This window comes from Aquihabitans sp. McL0605 (assembly GCF_049993875.1).
GTDB lineage: Bacteria > Actinomycetota > Acidimicrobiia > Acidimicrobiales > Iamiaceae > Aquihabitans.
The window spans coordinates 3,041,057-3,061,468 of the sequence record NZ_CP188252.1 but is presented as its reverse complement, the minus strand read 5'-3'; the positions used below and the strand labels follow the sequence as shown (position 1 = coordinate 3,061,468).

General features: G+C 72.3%; 12 protein-coding genes. All 12 read left to right on the top strand.

Going from position 1 to position 20,412, the window contains the following annotated elements; genetic code table 11:
* The first annotated feature begins 13 nt into the window (after nucleotides 1-13).
* The 12 genes from ACPPVX_RS14125 (at nucleotide 14) to ACPPVX_RS14070 (ending at nucleotide 20,380) form a co-directional block, all read left to right on the top strand.
* Nucleotides 14-319: a hypothetical protein gene (locus tag ACPPVX_RS14125; RefSeq protein WP_426571202.1), complete on the top strand. Its 306-nt coding sequence runs from the start codon at nucleotides 14-16 to the stop codon at nucleotides 317-319.
* Between the two features lie 40 nt (nucleotides 320-359).
* Entirely contained in the window at nucleotides 360-1,907 is a 1,548-nt protein-coding gene (locus tag ACPPVX_RS14120) for a trypsin-like serine protease (RefSeq protein WP_426571201.1), read from the top strand.
* Entirely contained in the window at nucleotides 1,904-3,049 is a 1,146-nt protein-coding gene (locus tag ACPPVX_RS14115) for a hypothetical protein (RefSeq protein ID WP_426571200.1), read from the top strand. Before ACPPVX_RS14120 ends, ACPPVX_RS14115 begins: the two co-directional genes overlap by 4 nt.
* 49 nt (nucleotides 3,050-3,098) lie before the next feature.
* Nucleotides 3,099-4,046: a glycosyltransferase family 2 protein gene (locus ACPPVX_RS14110; RefSeq protein ID WP_426571199.1), complete on the top strand. Its 948-nt coding sequence runs from the start codon at nucleotides 3,099-3,101 to the stop codon at nucleotides 4,044-4,046.
* Nucleotides 4,043-5,164 (top strand): hypothetical protein, encoded by a 1,122-nt coding sequence (locus ACPPVX_RS14105; protein ID WP_426571198.1) that lies wholly within the window; start codon nucleotides 4,043-4,045, stop codon nucleotides 5,162-5,164. Before ACPPVX_RS14110 ends, ACPPVX_RS14105 begins: the two co-directional genes overlap by 4 nt.
* Entirely contained in the window at nucleotides 5,161-6,714 is a 1,554-nt protein-coding gene (locus ACPPVX_RS14100; protein WP_426571197.1) for an oligosaccharide flippase family protein, read from the top strand. The genes ACPPVX_RS14105 and ACPPVX_RS14100 overlap by 4 nt, the downstream gene beginning before the upstream one ends.
* A gap of 27 nt (nucleotides 6,715-6,741) precedes the next feature.
* Nucleotides 6,742-8,220, top strand: coding sequence for a Wzz/FepE/Etk N-terminal domain-containing protein (locus ACPPVX_RS14095; protein WP_426571196.1), 1,479 nt, complete (start codon nucleotides 6,742-6,744; stop codon nucleotides 8,218-8,220).
* Entirely contained in the window at nucleotides 8,217-9,503 is a 1,287-nt protein-coding gene (locus ACPPVX_RS14090) for an O-antigen ligase family protein (RefSeq protein WP_426571195.1), read from the top strand. The genes ACPPVX_RS14095 and ACPPVX_RS14090 overlap by 4 nt, the downstream gene beginning before the upstream one ends.
* Nucleotides 9,500-10,459, top strand: a complete 960-nt coding sequence (locus ACPPVX_RS14085; RefSeq protein WP_426571194.1) for a sulfotransferase — start codon at nucleotides 9,500-9,502, stop codon at nucleotides 10,457-10,459. Before ACPPVX_RS14090 ends, ACPPVX_RS14085 begins: the two co-directional genes overlap by 4 nt.
* A 15-nt stretch (nucleotides 10,460-10,474) precedes the next feature.
* Nucleotides 10,475-14,137, top strand: coding sequence for a fibrinogen-like YCDxxxxGGGW domain-containing protein (locus ACPPVX_RS14080; protein ID WP_426571193.1), 3,663 nt, complete (start codon nucleotides 10,475-10,477; stop codon nucleotides 14,135-14,137).
* 145 nt (nucleotides 14,138-14,282) lie between these two features.
* The gene (locus ACPPVX_RS14075) at nucleotides 14,283-17,948 is read left to right on the top strand and encodes a fibrinogen-like YCDxxxxGGGW domain-containing protein (protein WP_426571192.1); all 3,666 of its coding nucleotides are present in this window, start codon (nucleotides 14,283-14,285) and stop codon (nucleotides 17,946-17,948) included.
* 47 nt (nucleotides 17,949-17,995) lie between these two features.
* Nucleotides 17,996-20,380 (top strand): fibrinogen-like YCDxxxxGGGW domain-containing protein, encoded by a 2,385-nt coding sequence (locus ACPPVX_RS14070; protein ID WP_426571191.1) that lies wholly within the window; start codon nucleotides 17,996-17,998, stop codon nucleotides 20,378-20,380.
* The last annotated feature ends 32 nt before the right edge of the window (nucleotides 20,381-20,412 follow it).

The following is a 20,412-nucleotide window of genomic DNA, read 5'->3' as shown; positions in this document are numbered from 1 at the left end:
CGAACCTAGCGGGGTGATCATCCGCGCGTTCTCCGTGTTCGAGGGGATCGTCTACCACTGCGGGCTCATCGACGGCACCAACCCGTGCCGGCCCACGCTCGAGGTCGACGCGGTGATCCGGCCCGGCGATGCCGATGCCGGACCGCTGCTGCTGCCCCTCGCGGACTACGTCACCATGGCCGGCGGCGCCGCGGCGGTGCGGACCTGCATCGAGCGGTTCCGGACGAGCGGGCGCATCGTCGACCACCTCGGCGTGGCCCACCTCGCCTTCCCGTTCTGGACGCCGCTGCAGCTCGACGCGCCTCACCCGGTCGGGTGACCGCCATCAGGAGCGTGAGGGCGACCGGTACCGTGGTGCGGTGCTCGCTGCCCCCCGATGGACGATCTGCCTGCTCCTGGCCGTCGTCCTGGGGGGTGCGCTGACGGCTCCGGCCAGCCCCGCCACCGCCGATGACCTGCCTCCGGTCGAGACCAACATCATCGGCGGCACGAAGGCCACCGCCGGCCAGTTCCCGTTCGCCGCCGCGCTGCTGCGGCGGGGCGAGAGCCGCACCGCCGGGCTGGCGTGCGGAGCCAGCGTCCTGTCGCACTCGTGGGTGCTCACCGCCGCGCACTGCCTGCTCGACGAGGACGACGAGTACCCCGACAGCCAGTACGGCAACTACGTGGGCCCCTCCAAGTACGACGTGCTGACGGGGACCACCAGCCTCACCGGGACCGGAGGCCAGCGCCTCCGGGTGGCCGCCATCTACGTGCACCCGTCGTACGACGTCGCCGACCAGGACGACGACGTGGCCCTGCTGCGGTTGGCCCGCCCCACCAGCTCCGCCGCCGTCGCCGTCATCGGGACCTCCAGCGCCGAGCTGGCGCTCGACGACACCGGGGCGGCGGCCACCGCGGCCGGTTGGGGGCTCACCAGCCCGCCACCGTCGCGCACCATCTCGCCCGACCTCCGCTCCGTCGGGCTCCCGGTGCAGAGCGACGCCACCTGCACCGCCGCCTACCCGCCGGGCAAGACCGACCCGTTCGGGAACATGACCGAGTACCACGCCTCCAACATGCTGTGCGCCGGCCCGATGAGCGGCGGCAAGGACAGCTGCTCGGGCGACTCCGGCGGCCCGCTCCTGGTCCGCGCCCCCGACACCAGCTGGCGGCTCATCGGGACGGTCTCGTTCGGCATCGGGTGCGCCGAAGCCGGCCACCCAGGGGTGTACCAGCGGCTCACGACGACGTCGTCGTGGATCGCCCGCACCCGTCGGCTCGGGCCGTTCAACCCCGACGGCAGCGCCTTCATCGCCCAGCAGTACCGCGACTTCACGGGCCACCAGCCGTCGGCGGGCCAGCTGTCGTCGTGGCGCACCAAGCTGGCCGGCCAGCCCGGTGCCGACCTCATCACCGCGCTCGCCGCGTCCGACACGTGGGACCGCAACGCCGGCATGAACATCCGCCTCTACCGCGCCGCGTTCCTGCGCAACCCCGACACCGCGGGCCTCGCCTACTGGGTGCAGCAGCGGTGGGGCGGGCGCAGCGCCGGCTGGATCGCCAACCAGTTCACCAGCTCCTCGGAGTTCGAGGGCCGCTACGGCGCCCTGACCGACGACGGCGCGTTCCTCACACAGCTGTACCAGAACGTCTTCCACCGCGACCCCGACCCGAGCGGCCGCGACTTCTGGCTGCACCGCCTCGGTGCCGGCGAGCGCCGGGGCGACGTGCTGCTGTCGCTGTCGGACTCATCGGAGTACCGCAAGAGCACGGCCACCACCGTGCGCATCATCGCCACCCGGTTCGGCCTCCTGCGGGAGGCGCCCACCCCCTCGGTCCTCACCGCCAGCGCCGCCATGAGCCAGCGGGCGCTGATCGACTCGCTGAGCGCCTCGTACCGCTACGCCTCCCGGTTCAGCGGGTGAACGAGGAGCCGGCGGCGGACGAGCCGGCGCCCCGGACGGCCACGCGCCGCACGATCATCACCGGCGTCGCCGCGGCCCTCGCCGGGGCAGGGGCCGGCGCCGCCGCCGTGGCCCTCAGCTCCGACGATGCCGAGGCCGCCCCCCGGATCGCCGCCGGGAGCGTCGCCGGTGGCGACGGCGGGCCCTGGCACTACGTGGCCCCGGGCGGATCGATCCAGGACACCATCGACGCCGGCGCCCGGGCCATCCAGCTGGGCGACGGCTCGTACCCGGTCGACCGGCCCCTCGTCCCCACGCCGGGCTGCACCATCCGCGGCATCGGCGAGCGCACCGTGGTGGTCGCCACCACGTCGATGGCCGCCGTGGTGGCGGTCGGCGCCGGCGGGCCCATCGGCGGCGTCACCCTGGCCGAGCTGGTCGTCGACGCCGCCAAGAAGGCCGTCACCGGCATCGACATCGACATCGTGGGCACCTCGGGCAACCTGCGCGGCGAGCCCGACGCGGCGTGCCGGTTCGACGACCTGTGGGTGCTCGATCCGGTGCAGGACGGCATCGTGTACCGCGGCACCGACACCCAGGCGTGCACCACCACGCGCACCCGGGTCCGCCGCGCCGGCCGCCACGGCTACCGCATCGAGGCGCCCGACAACACGTGGATCGCGTGCGAGGCCACCACCTCGGGCACCGGCGGCGCCGGGTTCTACGTCGGCGTCGCCATCGACGGCTCCGACGGCATCGGGGCCGCCAACCTCCACTTCCACGCCTGCAAGGCCTGGTACTGCCGAGGGTACGGGTGGCACATCGCCACCGGCCGCAACTCGTTCGTGGGCTGCGAGGCGCAGGACACCGCCGGCCACGGCTGGCTGATCAGCGCCGCCCGCAACACGTTCAGCGGCTGCATCGCCGACACCGCGGGCATGGCCGACGTCGGCGGGACGGCGGCGACGGCCGACGGCTTCCACGTGGTGCCCGGCGCCGAGCTGTCGCTCACCGGCTGCCTGGCCTTCGACCGCGAGCCCGGCGGGCTGCCCGCCCAGCAGCGGTACGGGTTCAACGTGCCGAAGGCCCTGGTCGACGACGGCCTGCTCGTCGCCCCCACGGGCTGGGGCAACGTCGACGGCCTCATCAACGAGCGCCGGTAGCCGACCTGTCAGGGTGGAGTACCAGGCCAACCACCCTCGAAAGGGCCCAGTGAGCACCCGGACGCCGCCCGATCCCGCGGGCACCGATCCCGTCGACCCCGACCTGAGCGTGATCATCTCGACCTACGCGCGCCCGGTCCAGGTCCGAGAGGCGATCGCCGCGGTCGTGGGCCAGGACCACCCCGGCGCCATCGAGACCCTGGTGGTGTGGGACAAGAACGAGCCCGAGTGGGAGCTCGCCAGCGACGATCCGCACCGGCCCGTGCGGATCTTGTTCAACGACCACGGCAACGGCCTCCCCGGCAGCCGCAACTGCGGCGCCGAGGCGGCCACCGCCCCCGTCCTCGGGTTCTGCGACGACGACGACCTCTGGCTCCCCGCCAAGGCCCGCCGCCAGCTCGCCCTGCTCAAGGACACCGGCGCCGACTGCTCCACCACCGGCCTCGAGGTGCTGATCGACGGCAACGTCATCCCCCGGCGCGGCACCGACGGCATCCTCCGCTACGCCGACCTCCTCCGGTCGCGCCGGATGGAGGCCTACATGGGCACCGCGGTCGTGCGCGCCGAGGCGTTCTGGAACGAGATCGGCCCGCTCGACGAGCACATCCCCGGCGGCTACGCCGAGGACTACGACTGGATGCTGCGCGCCACCCGGCACCAGCCCGTGGTCGTCGATCCCGAGCCGCTGCTGCGCATGCGCTGGATCGTCCAGTCGCACTTCCGCGACCAGTGGCCCGACTGGGAGGCGGCGCTGGGCCAGGTGCTCGAGCGCAACCCCGAGTTCTCCAGCGAGCCCAGAGGCCGGGCGCGCATCGAGGGCCAGATCGCCATCGCCATCGCCGCCCAGGGCCGCCGCAAGGACGCCCTCCGGCAGGTGCGCACCACCCTCGGCTGGTCGTGGAAGGAGCCGCGCGCGGTGCTGGCGCTGGCCGTGGCGGCCGGGGTCCCCGCCGAGAAGCTGAGCGCCGCGCTGAACAAGCGCGGCCGAGGGCTGTGACCGTTCGCAGCCGCCCGTCGTCCTCGCTCGCGGCGGTCACCGACCTGCTGGACCTGCAGGCCGCTCCGGCCGGTGACGCCGCCGCCGACCGCACGCGCCTCGGCGTGGTGTCCGATCGCTTCCTCGTCCCCGTCGGGTTCCCCGATGCCACCGCCGAGGCCTGCCTCGCCTACCTCGGCCTGCGCGATGCCCGGACCCGCGTGACCCGCGGCGCCGTGGGCCTGGCGCTCAAGGCCCGCCTGGCCCGCGTCGTCATCGGTCGCGAGCTCACCGCCGCCACCGGGCCCGGATCGCTGCTCGCCCACCTCGACGACCTGCTGCACGACCCCGACGAGGAGCCCGGCCTGGCGGTCGGCGTCGGCCTCGGGTCGATCGACGAGGTGTGGAAGCCCACCCTCCAGGTGTTCCGCCCCGACGGCACGCCGGCGGCGTTCGTGAAGATCGGCCTGGGCCCCGTGGCCGACCGGCTGGTCGCCACCGAGGCGGCCACCCTCCGAGCATGGGCCCGAGACCCCGACCCCCGGCTCGTCGTCCCCGACCTGATCGCCGAGACCACCTGGGACGGCATCCGCATCGCGGTCGTCGCTCCGCTCCCCGCCGACGTGCGCCGCCTCCCGCTCGGCGCGCCGTCGGCCTGGGCCGTGCGCCAGCTCGACGGCACCACCACCGCCACGCCCTTCGACGCGCCCTGGTGGACCGACCGGCGCACGGCGTGCGCCGACCAGCCCGCCGTCGACCGTCTCCTCGACCGGGTGGCCGAGCGCCACGACGGCGACGAGCACGAGTGGGCCCGCTGGCACGGCGACTGGGTGCCGTGGAACCTGGCCCGCTGCCACCGCGGGCTGGTCGCATGGGACTGGGAGTACTCCGAGCCCGGAGCGCCCGTCGGCCTCGACGAGGTCCACGGCGCCTACCAGCACGCCCGTGTGGTCCAGGGCCGCCCCATCGCCGAGGCCCTCACCACCGCCCGCCGGGGAGCGACCGCGTGGCAGGCCGACGCCCACGTCGCCATGCTGATCACCCGCAGCGCCGAGCTCGAGCGCCTGGGCGGATCGCCGCCCGCCGACCAGCCCGAGCTGCTCACGGCCGCCGCCGCCGCCATCGGGGCCGGCGCGTGACCGCCCCCGAGGACACCACGACCGCGGCACCAGCCCCCGCGGCGCCCGGATCGGTGGGTGCCGTGGCGCGCGGCGGGGCCCTGAACCTGGTGGGCTCGATCGTCTACGGCGCCGCCAACTTCATCCTGCTCGTGGTGCTCAACCGGGTGCTGGGCACGGCCGATGCCGGCATCGTCCTCGTCGCCATCGCCATCTTCAACATCCTCGAGACCGTCGCGGAGCTGGGCTGCGGCACCGGCCTGGTCCGGATGATCAGCCGCGACCGGGCCATGAACGAGCAGGAGCGCCTGCGGGCCACCGTGATCGTGGCCGTGGTGCCGGTGGCCGTCGCCTCGGTGTTCTTCGCTGCCGTCCTCTGGGTGCTCGCCGAGCCGTTCGCACAGCTCCTCGCCTCCGACGGCGACACCCAGCTGGTCGCCCACGTGCTGCGGGCCATGGCGCTGTTCATGCCGTTCGCCACGCTGCACTCGGTGCTGGTGTCGGGCACCCGCGGCTTCAACACGATGATCCCCCAGACCGTCATCGAGCGGGTCGGCCGGGCCACGGCGCTGCCGATGGTGGTGGCGATCGCGGTCGGCCTGGGGATGGGCCCCGTCGGGGTCGGCGCCGCCTGGGCGGCCACCACCGTGGTGGCCCTGTGGTTCTCCTCCCGGTCGATGTGGAAGCGGGTCAAGCGGGCCACCGCCAACAAGGGCCTGACCCCGATCCCGGCCGACCTCGCCATGGCCCGCGAGTTCTGGGCCTTCACCGCGCCGCGCGCCATCGGCCAGACGGCCGAGGTGGCGGTGAACTGGATCGACACCGTGCTGATCGGCGTGCTGGTGTCCACCACCGCCGCGGGCATCTACGCCTCGGGCACCCGCTACATCCTCCCCGGCGTCTACGCCGCCGCGGCCCTGATGCAGGTCACGGGACCGCAGATCAGCGGGCTGCTCTCGAAGGGCCTCAAGCACGAGGCGTCGCAGCTCCTGAAGGTGGTGTCGGGCTGGCAGACCGCGGTGATGTGGCCGCTGTACCTGGTCACCGCCCTGTTCCCCACGCCGCTGCTGCGGGTGTTCGGGCCCGAGGTCGTGCAGGCCAAGGGGGCGCTGGTGGCCATCTCGGTGGCCATGTTGGTGACGGCACCGGTCGGACCGGTGCCTGCCGTGATCCTGATGGCGGGCCGCAGCCGCCAGGCCATGTTCAACACGCTCGTGCTGGTGGTGATCAACGTGGGCGGCAACCTGCTGTTCGTCCCCACCCACGGCATCACCGCCGCCGGCATCACGTGGGGCGCCACGATCCTGGTGGCGGCGCTGCTGCCCGGGTGGCAGACCAGCCGCTCGCTGGGCATCGCCACCCTCGGCCGGCCGGCGGCGGTGGCCGTCGCGGTGTCGGCGGTGACGATCGGCCTGATCGGCTTCGGGGCCCGCATCACGCTGGGTGACGACGTCTCCGGACTGCTGGTCACCAGTAGTGTCGGCGTCTTCGCGTACGCGATCGGCCTCACCCTCGTGCGGTCTGAACTCCACCTGGATGCCTTGTGGAACGGCATCCGCCGCCGATCCTGAACCCGCAGACCTAGGCATGAGGACCGAATGAGCGAATTGGAAACCGGCTTCCGGATCGGCGACGTGGTCGCCATGATCACCCGACGATGGCCCATCATCGTCGGCTTCGCCGCGGTCGGGCTGATCGCCGGCTACCTGGTCTTCTCCAGCGCGCCCACCTCGTACAGCGCGACCGCTCGCGTGCAGGTGAAGCCCATCACCATCAACGAGTTCGACCCCGGCAACAAGAGCGACGAGGTCGACATCGCCACCGAGAAGGAGCTCGTGAAGTCCGACGCGGTCGCCGAGACGGTCCGCAAGGCCCTGAACCTCAGCGGCGAGAACCGAGCCATCCTCAGCCGCGTCGTGGTGGCCGTCGACACCACCACCAAGTCCGATTCGATGGCCATCACGTTCGCCGGCGACAGCGCCGAGCAGGCCCAGAAGGGCGCCAACGCCGTGGCGGCCGGGTACCTGAGCGCACGGGAGTCGGCGGCCAAGAACACCGTCGACTCGTCGCTCTCCCGCGTGAACAGGCAGATCGCCGATGCCCGGCAGACGCTCACCGACGCGCAGGCCGCCGTCGACGCCGCGCCGCCCCAGAGCGCCCAGCGCACCCAGGCCCAGGTGGCCGCCCAGGCGGCGCAGAACAACCTGTCGACGCTGCAGGCCTCGGCCTCGCAGCTGAACCAGTTCGACCCCAAGACGGTCGGCGTCTTCTACCGGAAGGCCAGCCTGCCGGCGGCCACCACGTCGAAGATGGCCATGGGCAAGGGCGTCGGCGTGTTCGGCCTGTTCGTGCTGATGGGCCTGGGCGTCGCCTGGCTGATCGACCGGCGCGACGGGCTGGGCGGAGGGCGCCGCCGCGTCGAGCAGATCGTCCCCGGCGCCAACATCCGGATCATGCCGGGAGCCGAGCGCACCCAGGCCTCGCCGGCCGAGGTCGACACCGCCATCGACCGCCTCGCCGTCGAGCTGGTCGCCGGTGGCGCGCCCGGCCGTCCCGTGTCGGCGCTGGTGATCGGCGCCGGGATGGAGCCCCCCGTGGCCCTCGCCGAGGAGCTGGCCTCGAGCCTGGCCTTCGCCGGCATCCCCGCCCTGTTCGTGCTGGCCGGATCCTCTGACCGCGAGCTGCGCCACGCCCACAGCGTCGTGTCGTTCGCCGACCTGGTCACCTCCGGCGCCAGCATCGCCGGCCCCGCCGGCCTGCCCGCCACCGCCGGCGATGCGTCGCTGTCCGCCGCACCCACGGTCACCTGGCTCCGGCCCAAGGGCTCGGCCGAAGCCGCCGGCCTGCTGCGCCGGGCGGTGGTCGACTCGCTCGTCACCCGCGCCGGCCGGGAGCGCTACGAGGCCGTCATCTTCGTCGCCCCCTCGCCGAGCCGCACCGCGGCCGGCACCGCCCTCGGCCAGTGGGTCGGGCGCACCGCCATGATCGTCGGCCCCGACGAACGGCCGCAGGCCGAGGCCGTGGCCACCGCGCTCGCCGAGGCCGACGTGCGCGTCACCGAGGTCGTCTGGACGTGACCGTCACGGGGGACGCGGTCGACGCCGACCCGGTTCCCCGCCCCACCCCACGGGCGCGGAGCCTGCGGCCCACGCTGGCCACCTGGCCGTTGTGGTCCATGACCGCGGCCATGCCCCTGGCCTACCTGCTCGGCCTGCAGGGCCTGGTGTGGTGCCTGCCCGCCGTGGTGTTCGGCGCCCGGATCCTCAGCGACCGCAAGGTCCGCTTCCCCAAGTCGACCATCCCCCTGATCCTGTTCCTCGGCTGGATCCTCCTGTCCACGGCGATGATCGGCTCGGGCACCGGGTACCTGCTCTTCCTGTACCGCTGGCTCCTCTTCGCCGGCGCCCTCACCACGTTGGTGTGGCTCGTCAACGTGCCCGAGGAGCGGGTGCCGTCGATGCAGATCATCGACTGGATGGCGGCGCTGTGGATCTGCCTCGTCGTGTTCGGGTACCTCGGCATCCTGCTCCCCGACTTCGTCCAGCGGTCCCCGTTCCAGATCATCCTGGGCCCGATCGGCCGGATGGGCTTCGTCGACGAGGTCTCGCGATGGCGGTTCGCCGAGACGCAGTCCGCGCTCACCGGCTCACCGCTGCCGCGCCCTGCCGCGCCGTTCAACGCCACCAACGGCTGGGGCGCCGCCATCGGCATCCTCACGCCGTTCTTCATCCGGTCGTGGATCGTCCAGCCCGACCTCCGCCGCCGCCGGATCGGCTACGCCCTCGGCCTCGCCGGCGTGATCCCGATCCTCGTGTCGGTCAACCGGGGGCTCTGGATCAGCCTCGGCGTCGCCCTCGTCTACTACGCCGCCCGCAAGGCGCTGCGCGGCAAGCTCGGGCCGTTCTTCGTCCTCGTCGGCACGATGATCGCGGTCACCGCCCTCCTGGTCATCACGCCCGCCGGGCGGCTGGTGCAGGACAAGATCGACAACTCGACCAAGTCCAACGACTCCCGCGCCAACCTCTACGGCGAGGCGTGGCACGGCGCGCTCCAGTCGCCGCTCATCGGCAACGGCGCCCCCAAGCGCGCCGAGGGCGCCGACCCCAAGCTGCCGCCCATCGGCACCCACGGGATGCTGTGGTACCTGATGTACGTCCACGGGTTCGTGGGGATGGCGCTGTTCCTCGCGTGGCTCGCCGGCGAGGTGCTGCGTTCAGGACGCGTCAGAACGGCCGATGGGTGGTGGACGCACCTGGCCCTCGTGATCGGGTTGGTGCAAGTTCCGTTCTACGGCCTGCTCCCCCAGGTGGTGCTCTTCGGCATCGCCGCGGGCCTGTCGCACCGAGAGGATCCAGGATGACCACCTCCCCCGCCACCACGGGCGGCCGGGCCGCGGGAGGGCGCACGCTCGACACGACCGACGCCCCCCTGCTCACCAAGGTGCGCCGCAGCCGCGCCGGCACCGCCCTCACCGATGCCGGGAAGGCCACCCTGCGCGCCTACGGCGTGGCCACGGCCGGCCGCCGCCGCGGTCCCGAGCTGGTGGTGGTCGGAGCCAAGCGCGGCGGCACCACGTCGCTCTGGAAGTACCTCGACTCGCATCCGGGCATCCTCCCGACCTTCCCCCGGGCCGAGCAGATCAAGGGCACCTACTTCTTCGACGAGGAGTGGGCGCACGGCGAGCGCTGGTACCGGTCGCACTTCCCCACCGACCGCACCCGGGCCCGCGCCGCTATGGAGCTGGGCTACGAGCCCATCGCGTTCGAGGCCAGCCCGTACTACCTGTTCCACCCGCACGCCCCGGCCCGCGCCCACCAGACCGTCCCCGACGCGCTGATCGTCGCCCTGCTCCGGGACCCGGTCGAGCGGGCGTTCTCGCACTACAAGGAGCGCCGGAACCACACCGAGCCGCTCGCCTTCGCCGATGCGATCGCCGCGGAAGCGGACCGGACGGCCGGCGAGGAGGAGCGGATGCTCGCCGATCCGAGCGTGATCTCGATGGCGCACCGGCACCAGACCTACGTGGCCCAGAGCCGCTACGCCCCCATGCTCGAGCGCTGGATCGGAGCCTTCGGGCCCGACCAGGTGCTGGTGGCGCCGGCCGAGGAGTTCTACGCCGACCCCCAGGAGCTCTGCGACCAGATCACCGACCGGGTCCACCTCCCTCGCCACGACCTGGGCAGGCCAGAGCCTTTCAACAGCGAGCCCAGTGCCGATATGGATGACGAGGTCCGCACCGCGCTGCGCGCTTCGTTGAAGGACGACATCGAGGCGGTCGAGCAGCTGCTCGGCCGGCCGATGCCCTGGCCACGCTGAGGTACCCCGGAAGCCATGCGAGTGCAACGACCGAGCAAGCGGACCCTGATCGTCGCGGCCTCGCTGACCCTCCTGGCGGCCATCCCCCTCGTCAACGCCGTCCGCACCAACTCGGCCTCGGCGGCGGACGCGGTCGCCGGCGACGGCACCACCCCGGCCACGGCCGGCGCCTCGTGCTGGGGCATCAAGCAGCAGTACGCCTCGTCGGCCACCGGCACCTACTGGCTCAACAGCGCCGCGCTGGCCCGGCCCCAGCAGTTCTGGTGCGACATGGCCACCGACGGCGGCGGCTGGGTCCTCATCGGCCGCGGCCGCGACGGCTGGACGTTCAACCCGCTCGGCCAAGGCAGCGCGGCCACGGTGCGCGGGACCACCGACGGGCAGGCGGCGTTCGCACCCGCTGCGCTCGACACCGGCACGATCAACGACCTGCTGGCGGGCCAGACGGTCGACACCCTCACCGACGGCATCCGCCTCGAGCGCTCCACCGCCACCGACGGCAGCACCCGGCAGGACTACCGGCTCTACCCGCAGTCCAAGCACTGGACCTGGAGCCTCCCGGCGGGGCAGCTCCTGACCAAGGTGGCCATCGACGGCACCACCTACCTCGGCTCCAACACCGCCAACACGACCACCACCGCGTACGGCCAGACCACCAACGCGCTGTCCGGTGTGACCGGCGCCCGGCAGCTGTTCACCACGGCCTGGGCCAACCACCACAAGGTGCAGGGCTTCTCGTTCGGCAGCGGGGTGAAGGGCGGCTCGAACGCGGCGTCGAACCACCTGTGGACCTACGGCACGGAGGGCAGCCCGCTGGCCTTCACCCGCGTGTGGATCCGGCCCCGCGTCGCCAACGACGCCGCCGGCTTCACGCCGCTGCCCAGCGCCGGCCTGCCCGCCCAGCCGCTGCCTGCCCAGCTGAAGAGCAAGTCCGAGGCCGCACCGTGGGGCGTGGTCGGCCTCGACCACACCGACGAGCCCACGATCGAGCCCTACAACACCACGGTCCTGGCGATGAAGGTCACCGCCGACCGCACCTTCGTCGGCGGCCGCTTCACCGGCGTGCAGAACGGCCCCACGGCCTCGCCGGTCGCCCAAGCGCACCTGGCCGCGTTCGACCTCGACGGCAACTGGATCAGCAGCTTCCGGCCCACCGTCGACGGCCGCGTGTGGAACATCGTCGCCACCCCCGACGGGAAGCTGATCATCGCCGGCGACTTCACCAACGTGAACGGGGTCGCCAACACCGCCGGCCTGGCCGCGCTCGACCCGAGGACGGGTGAGGTCATCACCGGCTGGAAGGCCAACATCGCCCGGTCCAACGGGTCCCGCCCGCTGGTGCGGGCCCTGGCCCTCCGGGGCACCACGCTGTACGCGGCCGGCACCTTCAACCGGGTCACCGCGGGGACGTGGAGCACCATCTCGGTCACCAACGCCATCAGCCTCAGCACCGCCAACGGCAACCCCGGAACGTGGCGGCCGCGGCCCTCCGCATCGACGGTCGACCTCCGCGTCACCGACAACGGCGCCCGCGTCCTGATGGCCGGCTACTTCGCCGACATCAACGGCGACACCAACCAGGGCTACTTCGGCATCACCGATGCCGCCACCGGGAGCCCGACCCCGGGGATCGGCGCGTGGATCCCGTCGACCGGATCGAGCGCCAAGTACCAGCAGGCCGTCCTCGACCTGGGCGACGGGCGCATCATGGTGGGCGGCTCCGAGCACGACGACCAGGTGTGGGACCGCGACCGCACGAAGCTCATCGACTCCACCATCACCAAGCAGGGCGGCGACACGCAGGCGCTCGAGCTGTTCGACGGCAAGGTGTACCTGGGCTGCCACTGCGGTGACTGGGTGTACCAGGGCACCAACAACTGGTCCTCGCCCACCGGGTTCCGCTCGGTCGAGGCGATCAACCTGGTCGGCGCGTTCGATGCCGGCACCTTCGAGTACGACACCGGGTGGTACCCCTCGGGCCTGAAGGGCGAGAAGGGCGAGGGCATCTGGGCCATCGACAAGGACAGCCGCGGCTGCCTGTGGGTCGGCGGCGACCTCGTGCGCGGCGCCTACTCCGGCGACGCGGCCACCGACTGGCTCGGCGGGTTCGCCCGCTTCTGCGCCGCCGACGCCACCGCCCCCACGCCCCCCGCCAACCTTCGGTCCACCCCCTCGGGCGGCGGCACCACCGTCAGCTGGGCCGCGTCGACCGATGACAGCGGCACCGTGTCCTACGACGTGTACCGCAACGACCGGGTCATCGCCACGGTCTGGGGCACGTCGTACGACGACCCGAGCGTGACGGGCACCCAGCGCTACACCGTGCGCGCCGTCGACGCCCGCGGCAACCGGTCCGCGGCGCCGGCTCCGATCAGCGTCAACGGCCCGTCGCCCAAGATCGCCACCGCCATCGCGTTCGGCAGCACCTGGCGCTACGCCGACTCCGGCGCCGATCAGGGCACGGCGTGGAGGTCGGCCACCTTCGCCGACTCGGCGTGGAAGCGCGGCCCCGCCCGCCTGGGTTGGGGCACCACCGATCTGGCCACCACCCTCACCGCGAAGCCGCAGACCGCGTACCTCCGCTCGTCGTTCGACGTGGCCGACCCGGCATCGGTGCGCGTGGTCGAGCTCAGGCTCAAGGTGGCCACGGGCGCGGTGGTCTACGTGAACGGCGTCGAGGCCGGTCGGGTCAACATGCCCGCCGGGAAGATCACGTCCACCTCGCCGGCCGCCGCGTACGTCGCTGGCGCCGCCGAGACCGCCACCAACACCGTGGTGGTGCCGGGCACCATGCTCGTCGCCGGGTCGAACAGCATCGCCGTGGAGCTGCACGCCATGACCGCCGGCGCCACCCGAGGGTTCTTCGACCTCGAAGCCACCACCTACGGGTCCGGCGGCGATGCCCAGGCGCCCGCCGCGCCGGGCGTCAGCGCCTCCGCCTCCACGGGCCGGGTCGACCTCACCTGGACCGCGGCCACCGACGACACCGCGCTCGGGGGCTACCTGATCTCCCGCGACGGCACCACCATCGCCGCCACCGGGCCGACCGCCATGGGCTACGTCGACGGCGAGGTCGACACCACCGGCGCCCACACCTACGTGGTGACCGCCTACGACACCAACGGCAACACCGCACCATCGGGCCCGGTCGCCACCAAGGCCCAGGTGAACAGCGCGCTGCTCGCCTACGGCGCGGTGTGGCGCTGGTCGTTCACCGAGGCCGGCCAAGCCACCGGGTGGGCTGCCCCCGGCTTCGACGACAGCACCTGGGCCACCGGCCCCGCCGAGCTCGGGTTCGGCGACGGGGACGAGAAGACCGTCATCTCGACGGCCGCCGCGCCCCGGCCGCTGACCGGCTACTTCCGGATCACGGTCACGGTCGACGATCCGGCGGCGTTCCAGAGCGTGCTGGCGGAGCTGATCCGCGACGACGGCGCCGTGGTCTACGTGAACGGGGTCGAGGTGGGCCGCGACAACATGCCCGCCGGCCCGGTCACCGGGACCACCAAGGCGCCGGTCGCCATCACCGACCGCACCGCCGAGCGGACGCCCGTGAGCATCAGCGTCCCGGCGTCGGCCTTCGTGCCCGGCGCCAACACCATCGCGGTGGAGGTCCACGGCAACGATCGCTACACCGGCGATCTCAGCTTCGATCTCAAGCTGACCGGCCGTCCCTGACCCTTCCCCGCCCTTCCACCACGAAGCGTGGTGAAGAAGGCCGACTTGTCACGCTCCGTGAAAGCCCCTACCCTGCCACGAAGCGTGACATCGTCCCGAACTGCACACGCTCCGTGTGCAAGGGACGCGGGAGGCACCACCAGCGATGCGCAATCGACGACCCACCAAGCGGACCACGTTCGGAGCAGCCCTCGTCGGGCTCCTCGTCATGGTCCCTGCCTTCGTCCTGGTCAGCGGCGACGGGGCGCAGGCCGCCACCGCCGCGGCCGGTGACGGCACCACCGCCGCCACCGCCGGGGCCTCGTGCTGGGGCATCAAGCAGCAGTACCCGTCGAGCGCCAGCGGCACCTACTGGCTCAACACCGCCGCCCTCGAGCGTCCACAGCAGTTCGCCTGCGACATGACCACGGACGGCGGTGGCTGGGTCCTGCTCGGCCGCGGTCGCCAGGGCTGGACCTTCAACCCGTTCGGCCAGGGCAGCGCGGCCACCGTGCGCACCACCACCGATGGCAGCGGCGCCTTCTCCCCCGCCGCCCTCGACAGCGCCACCATCCAGGCCCTGCTCAACGGCCAGACCGTCGACACGCTCGCCGACGGCATCCGCGTCGAGCGGGCCACCAACACCACCGGCACCACCCGCCAGAACGTGAAGCTGTTCCCCAAGTACAAGGACTGGACCTGGAGCTTCGCCGCGGGCCAGCTGCTCAACAAGGTGGTCATCGACACCACCACCTACAACGGCTCCAACACCTACGACACCTCCGCCAGCACCGCCGGCCAGACCACCAACGCCCTCTCCGGCCAGCAGGGCACCAAGCGCCTGTTCACCTGGGCCTGGACCAGCCACGCCAGCAAGGCCGGCTTCTCGCTCGGCAGCGGAGTGAACGGCGGCTCCAGCAGCAGCACCAACTTCCTCTGGACGTCAGGCAGCGAAGGCAGCCCCATCCCGTTCAGCCGGGTGTGGATCCGGCCGCAGATCCTGAACAGCGCAGCCGGCTTCAGCCCGATCCCGGCCGCCGGCTTCACCGCCACCTCCAAGCCCGCCACCCTGAAGAACCGCTCCGAGTACGCCAACTGGGGCGTGGTCGGCATCGACCACACGAACGAGCCCAACATCGAGCCGTACAAGACGAACGTCCTGGCGATGAAGGTCACGGCCGACCGCACCTTCATCGGCGGCCGGTTCACGGGGGTCCAGAACGGCCCGGCCGCCTCGCCGATCGCCCAGCCCTCGCTGGCCGCGTTCGACCTCGACGGCAACTTCATCTCGACGTTCCGCCCGCAGATCGCCGGCCGGGTCTGGGACATCGCCCTCACCGCCGACAACAAGCTGATCATCGCCGGCGACTTCACGAGCGTGAACGGCCAGCCCAACACGCAGGGCCTCGCCGCCCTCGATCCGGTGACCGGCGCCTCGATCACCACCTGGAAGGCCAACGCCTCCCGGGCCGACGGCACCCGATCGTTCGTCCGGGCGCTCGACGTGCGCAACGGCGTCGTCTACGCCGCCGGCAACTTCAACCGGGTCGTCGGCGGCACCTGGAGCCCGATCTCGGTCACCAACGCGGTCGGCGTCAGCGCCGCCGACGGCTCGCCCACCACGTGGCGGCCCCGCCCCAACGGCTCGACCGTCCGCCTCCAGGTCACCGACGACGGCACCCGGGTCCTCATGGCTGGGTACTTCACGAGCATCAACGGCGACACCAACCAGGGCTACTTCGGCATCGTCGACACCGCCACCGGTGCCCCCATCAGTGGGCTCGGCCCGTGGCAGCCCTCGATCGGCGCCAAGGCCAAGTACCAGCAGGCCGTGGCCGACCTGGGCGACGGCCGCGTCATGGTCGGCGGCTCCGAGCACGACAACCAGGTGTACGACTGGAACCGCACCAAGCTGCTCGACTCCACCATCACCAAGCAGGGCGGCGACACCCAGGCCCTCGATGCCGTCGACGGCAAGGTCTACATGGGCTGCCACTGCGGCAACTGGGTCTACGAGGGCACGAACAACTACTCCTCGCCCAGCGGGTTCCGATCCGTCCAGCCCATCAACCTCGTCGGCCAGTGGGACGCCGCCACGTTCACCTACGACACGTCGTGGTACCCCTCGGCGCTCAAGGGCGCCTCGGGTGAGGGCGTGTGGGCCATCGACAAGGACAGCCGCGGCTGCCTGTGGGTCGGCGGCGACCTCGTCCGCGGCGCCTACTCCGGCAACGCCGGTGCCGACTGGCTCGGCGGCTTCGCCCGCTTCTGCGCCGAGGACGTCACCCCGCCCTCCGCACCCACCAACCTCACCTCCAGCACCTCGGGCTCGAGCGTGATCCTCAAGTGGGGCGCCTCCACCGACGCCAGCGGCACCGTCGCCTACGACGTGTACCGCGACGACCGGGTCATCGGCACGGTCTACGGCACCACCTACACCGATCCCGAGGTCGCCGGCAGCCACCGCTACACGGTCCGCGCCGCCGACACCCGGGGCAACCGTTCGGCGTCGCCGGCACCCATTAACCTCAACGGCCCCTCGCCGGTGATCGCCCAGCCCGTCCTCTTCGGCACCAGCTGGAAGTACCTCGACACCGGCGTCGACCAGGGCACGGCCTGGCGGGCCACCGGCTTCGCCGACGCGCCGTGGCCGGCCGGCAACGGCAAGCTCGGCCGCGGCCGCACCGACATCGCCACCACGATCGGCGCCACGAAGCCGCTCACGCAGTACTTCCGCCGCACCTTCACCGTGGCCGACCCGGCGTCGGTGAAGACGCTCGACCTGAAGCTGTACGAGATGCAGGGAGCCGTGGTCTACGTGAACGGCGTCGAGGCCGGTCGCCTGAACATGCCCGCCGGCGCCATCACCGCCACCACCCCGGCCGCCAGCTACCTGGCCACCGCCGACGAGAGCACCACCAAGACCGTGACGGTTCCCGGCTCGCTCCTCGCGGCCGGCACCAACTCGATCGCGGTCGAGGTCCACTCGGTGACCGCCGGCGCCGGCCGCTCGGTGTTCGACCTCCAAGCCACGCTCTACGGCCCCGGCGGCGACACCACCGCACCCTCCGCCCCCTCGCTCACCGTCGGCGCCACCACCGCCGGGACCAACCTGGCGTGGACCTCGTCGACCGACGACCTGGCGCTCGGCGGCTACTCGATCACCCGCGACGGCCAGCCGCTCGCCGTGACCGGACCCACCTCGGTCGGCTACCTCGACACCACCGCCGACCCCGCCGTGCCCCACGCGTACGTCGTGACGGCGTTCGACATGGACGGCAACACCGCGGCCTCCAACACCGCCAACCTCGGGCTGGTCGCCAACCCCAACCTCCTGGCCTACGGCGCCTCGTGGCACTGGTTCTACGCCGAGGGCGGCCCGGCCACCGGATGGGCGGACGCCGCGTTCGACGACAGCACCTGGGCCACCGGTCCCGGTGAGCTCGGCTACGGCGACAACGACGAGAAGACCGTCATCTCGACGGCTCCGACGCCCCGGCCGCTGACCGCCTACTTCCGCACCACGGTCGACGTCAGCGATCCGACGGCGTTCACCTCCATCGTCGCCAACCTGATCCGTGACGACGGTGCCGTCCTGTACGTCAACGGCGTCGAGATCGGCCGGGACAACCTGCCCGCCGGGCCCATCGCGTTCGCCACGCCGTCGTCGACCATCATCTCGGACCGCACGGCCGAGAAGACGCCCGTGCAGTTCACGATCCCGTCGTCGGCCTTCCACGCCGGCGCCAACGTGATCGCGGTCGAGGTCCACAACAGCGACCGCTGGAGCGGCGACCTGTCCATGGACCTCAAGCTCACCGGCCAGCCCTGACCAGGGGCGCACTGAAGATCAGGCGGATCCGGCCGATGGGTTCCCGGATGGATGGAACCAAGGCTGGACGATCGCGCCTGCTCCTCGCCCTGGTGGCGGTGGCCACGCTGGCTGCCGTGGTCACCGTGGTGCGCGGCGGCCAGGACGACCAGGCCGCCGCCGCGGTCGCCGCGGCCGGCGACGGCACCACCGCGGCCACCGCCGGCGCATCGTGCTACGGGATCATCCGAGCCCTCCCCTCGAGCCCGTCGGGCACGTACTGGCTCTACACCCCCGCCATGGACCGGCCGGCGCAGTTCTACTGCGACATGACCACCGAGGGCGGCGGCTGGGTCCTGATCGCCCGGGGCCGGGAGGGCTGGACGTTCTCGCCCACCGGCCAGCAGGGCGCCTCCGCCGTCCGCAGCCCCGTCACCGGCTCCGCCGCGTTCGCGCCGGCCGCGCTCGACAACCCGACCATCACCGGGCTCATCAACGGCGCCTCGCCCGCCAACCTGGGTGACGGCATCCGCGTCGAGCGCTCCACCAACACCGCGGGCACCACCAAGCAGCAGATCAAGATGTTCCCCCGCTTCTCGAAGTGGACCTGGATGTGGAGCGGCGGCCAGCTGCTCAACAAGATCACGATCGACGGCACCTCCTACGCCGGCTCCAACACCCGGGACACGTTCGAGACCGACATCGCCGGCCAGACCACCAACAAGCTGGCGGGCGTCCAGGGCACCAAGCGCCTGTTCACCTGGGCCTGGTCGAACAACGACAACCAGGCCGGCTTCACCTTCGGCAGCGGGGCACCCGCCGGGTCCACCAGCGCCACCAGCTACCTGTGGCGCCAGTCGTCGAACGCCTACGCCATCCCGTTCACCCGAGTGTGGCTGCGGCCCCGCCTCGGCAACTCGCTCAACCCACCGGCCATCCCGCTGAGCGGCTACGGCGCCTCGCCCGAGCCGGCGGGCCTGAAGGACCGCAGCGAGCTGGCGCCGTGGGGCGTGGTCGGCCTGAACCACACCGGCGAGCAGACCGTCGAGCCGTGGAACACCAACGTGCTCGCCGTGAAGGCCACCGGCACGCGGGTCTTCGTGGGCGGGCGCTTCACCGGCGTGCAGCACGGCCCCGGCGCCGCCCCTGTCGCCCAGCCGTCGCTCGCTGCGTTCGACCTCGACGGCAACTGGATCAGCACCTTCCGCCCGGTCATCGCGGGACGGGTCTGGGACATGGTCCTCACCGCCGACAACAAGCTGATCATCGCCGGCGACTTCACCAGCGTGAACGGCGTCGTGAACACCCGAGGCCTGGCCGCGCTCGACCCCACCACCGGCGCCGTGATCGCAGGTTGGAAGGCCCGCGTCAGTCGCGTGGGCGGCACGGCGTGGCGCGTCCGCACGCTCGACCTGCGCGGCTCGTGGATCTACGCCGCCGGCACCTTCGACCGCGTCGTCGCCGGCACCGACACGGTCCCCGTCGCGATCGCCCACGCCATGAGCATCAGCACCGCCAACGGCGCCCTCGGCACGTGGCGGCCGAAGCTGAACGGATCGGCGGTCGACGTCTCGGTCACCAACGACAGCACGCGGGTGCTCGTCGCCGGGTACTTCACCTCGATCAACGGCAGCACCACCCACGGCAACTTCGGCATCACCTCCCTCTCCACCGGCGCTCCCGTCGCCGGCACCGGCGCGTGGAGGCCGTCGACCGGCACCACCACGTCCAACCGCTACCAGCAGGCCGTGGCCGACCTGGGCGACCGGCTCCTGGTCGGTGGCTCCCAGCACAGCACCCAGCTCTGGAACAAGACCCGGACCACGCTGATCGACTCCGACATCACCAAGCCCGGCGGGGACACCCAGGTCATCAAGCTCGTGGGGGCCAAGGCCTACATCGGGTGCCACTGCGGCGGGTGGATCTACGAGGGGACCAACTCGTACACCTCGCCGCCGTCGTTCCGCACGATCGAGTCCATCAACCTGGTCGGGGCGATCGACACCGCCACGTGGACCTACGACACGTCGTGGTTCCCGGCGTCGCTCAAGGGCGCCAGCGGCGAAGGCGTCTGGGCCATCGACAGCGACAGCCGGGGCTGCCTGTGGGTCGGCGGCGACCTGGACCGAGGGGCGTACTCGGGCAACGCCGCCACCGACTGGCTCGGCGGGTTCGCCCGGTTCTGCCCGCTCGACGCCACGGCGCCCACCACCCCGGGCTCGGTCGCGGTGGCCAGCACCGGCACCAGCCGCAAGGTCACCTGGACCGCCGCGACCGATGCCAGCGGCGCCGTGACCTACGACGTGATCCGCAACGGCCGCGTCATCGCCACGGCCTCGTCGGCCACCCTCACCTACGTCGATCCGGATGCGCCGGCCGGCACGCAGTACACCGTCCGGGCCGTCGACGCCCGCGGCAACCGCAGCGCCTCGTCGGCGCCCAAGACCGTCTGATCATCGGCCGAAGCAGGACATCTGTCCTGGTA

Excerpts from the sequence above, each read along its gene's own strand:
- ACPPVX_RS14095 (WP_426571196.1), top strand. The coding sequence starts at position 6,742 with ATGAGCGAATTGGAAACCGGCTTCCGGATCGGCGACGTGGTCGCCATG.
- ACPPVX_RS14085 (WP_426571194.1), top strand. The coding sequence starts at position 9,500 with ATGACCACCTCCCCCGCCACCACGGGCGGCCGGGCCGCGGGAGGGCGC.
- ACPPVX_RS14080 (WP_426571193.1), top strand. The coding sequence starts at position 10,475 with ATGCGAGTGCAACGACCGAGCAAGCGGACCCTGATCGTCGCGGCCTCG.
- ACPPVX_RS14075 (WP_426571192.1), top strand. The coding sequence starts at position 14,283 with ATGCGCAATCGACGACCCACCAAGCGGACCACGTTCGGAGCAGCCCTC.
- ACPPVX_RS14070 (WP_426571191.1), top strand. The coding sequence starts at position 17,996 with ATGGATGGAACCAAGGCTGGACGATCGCGCCTGCTCCTCGCCCTGGTG.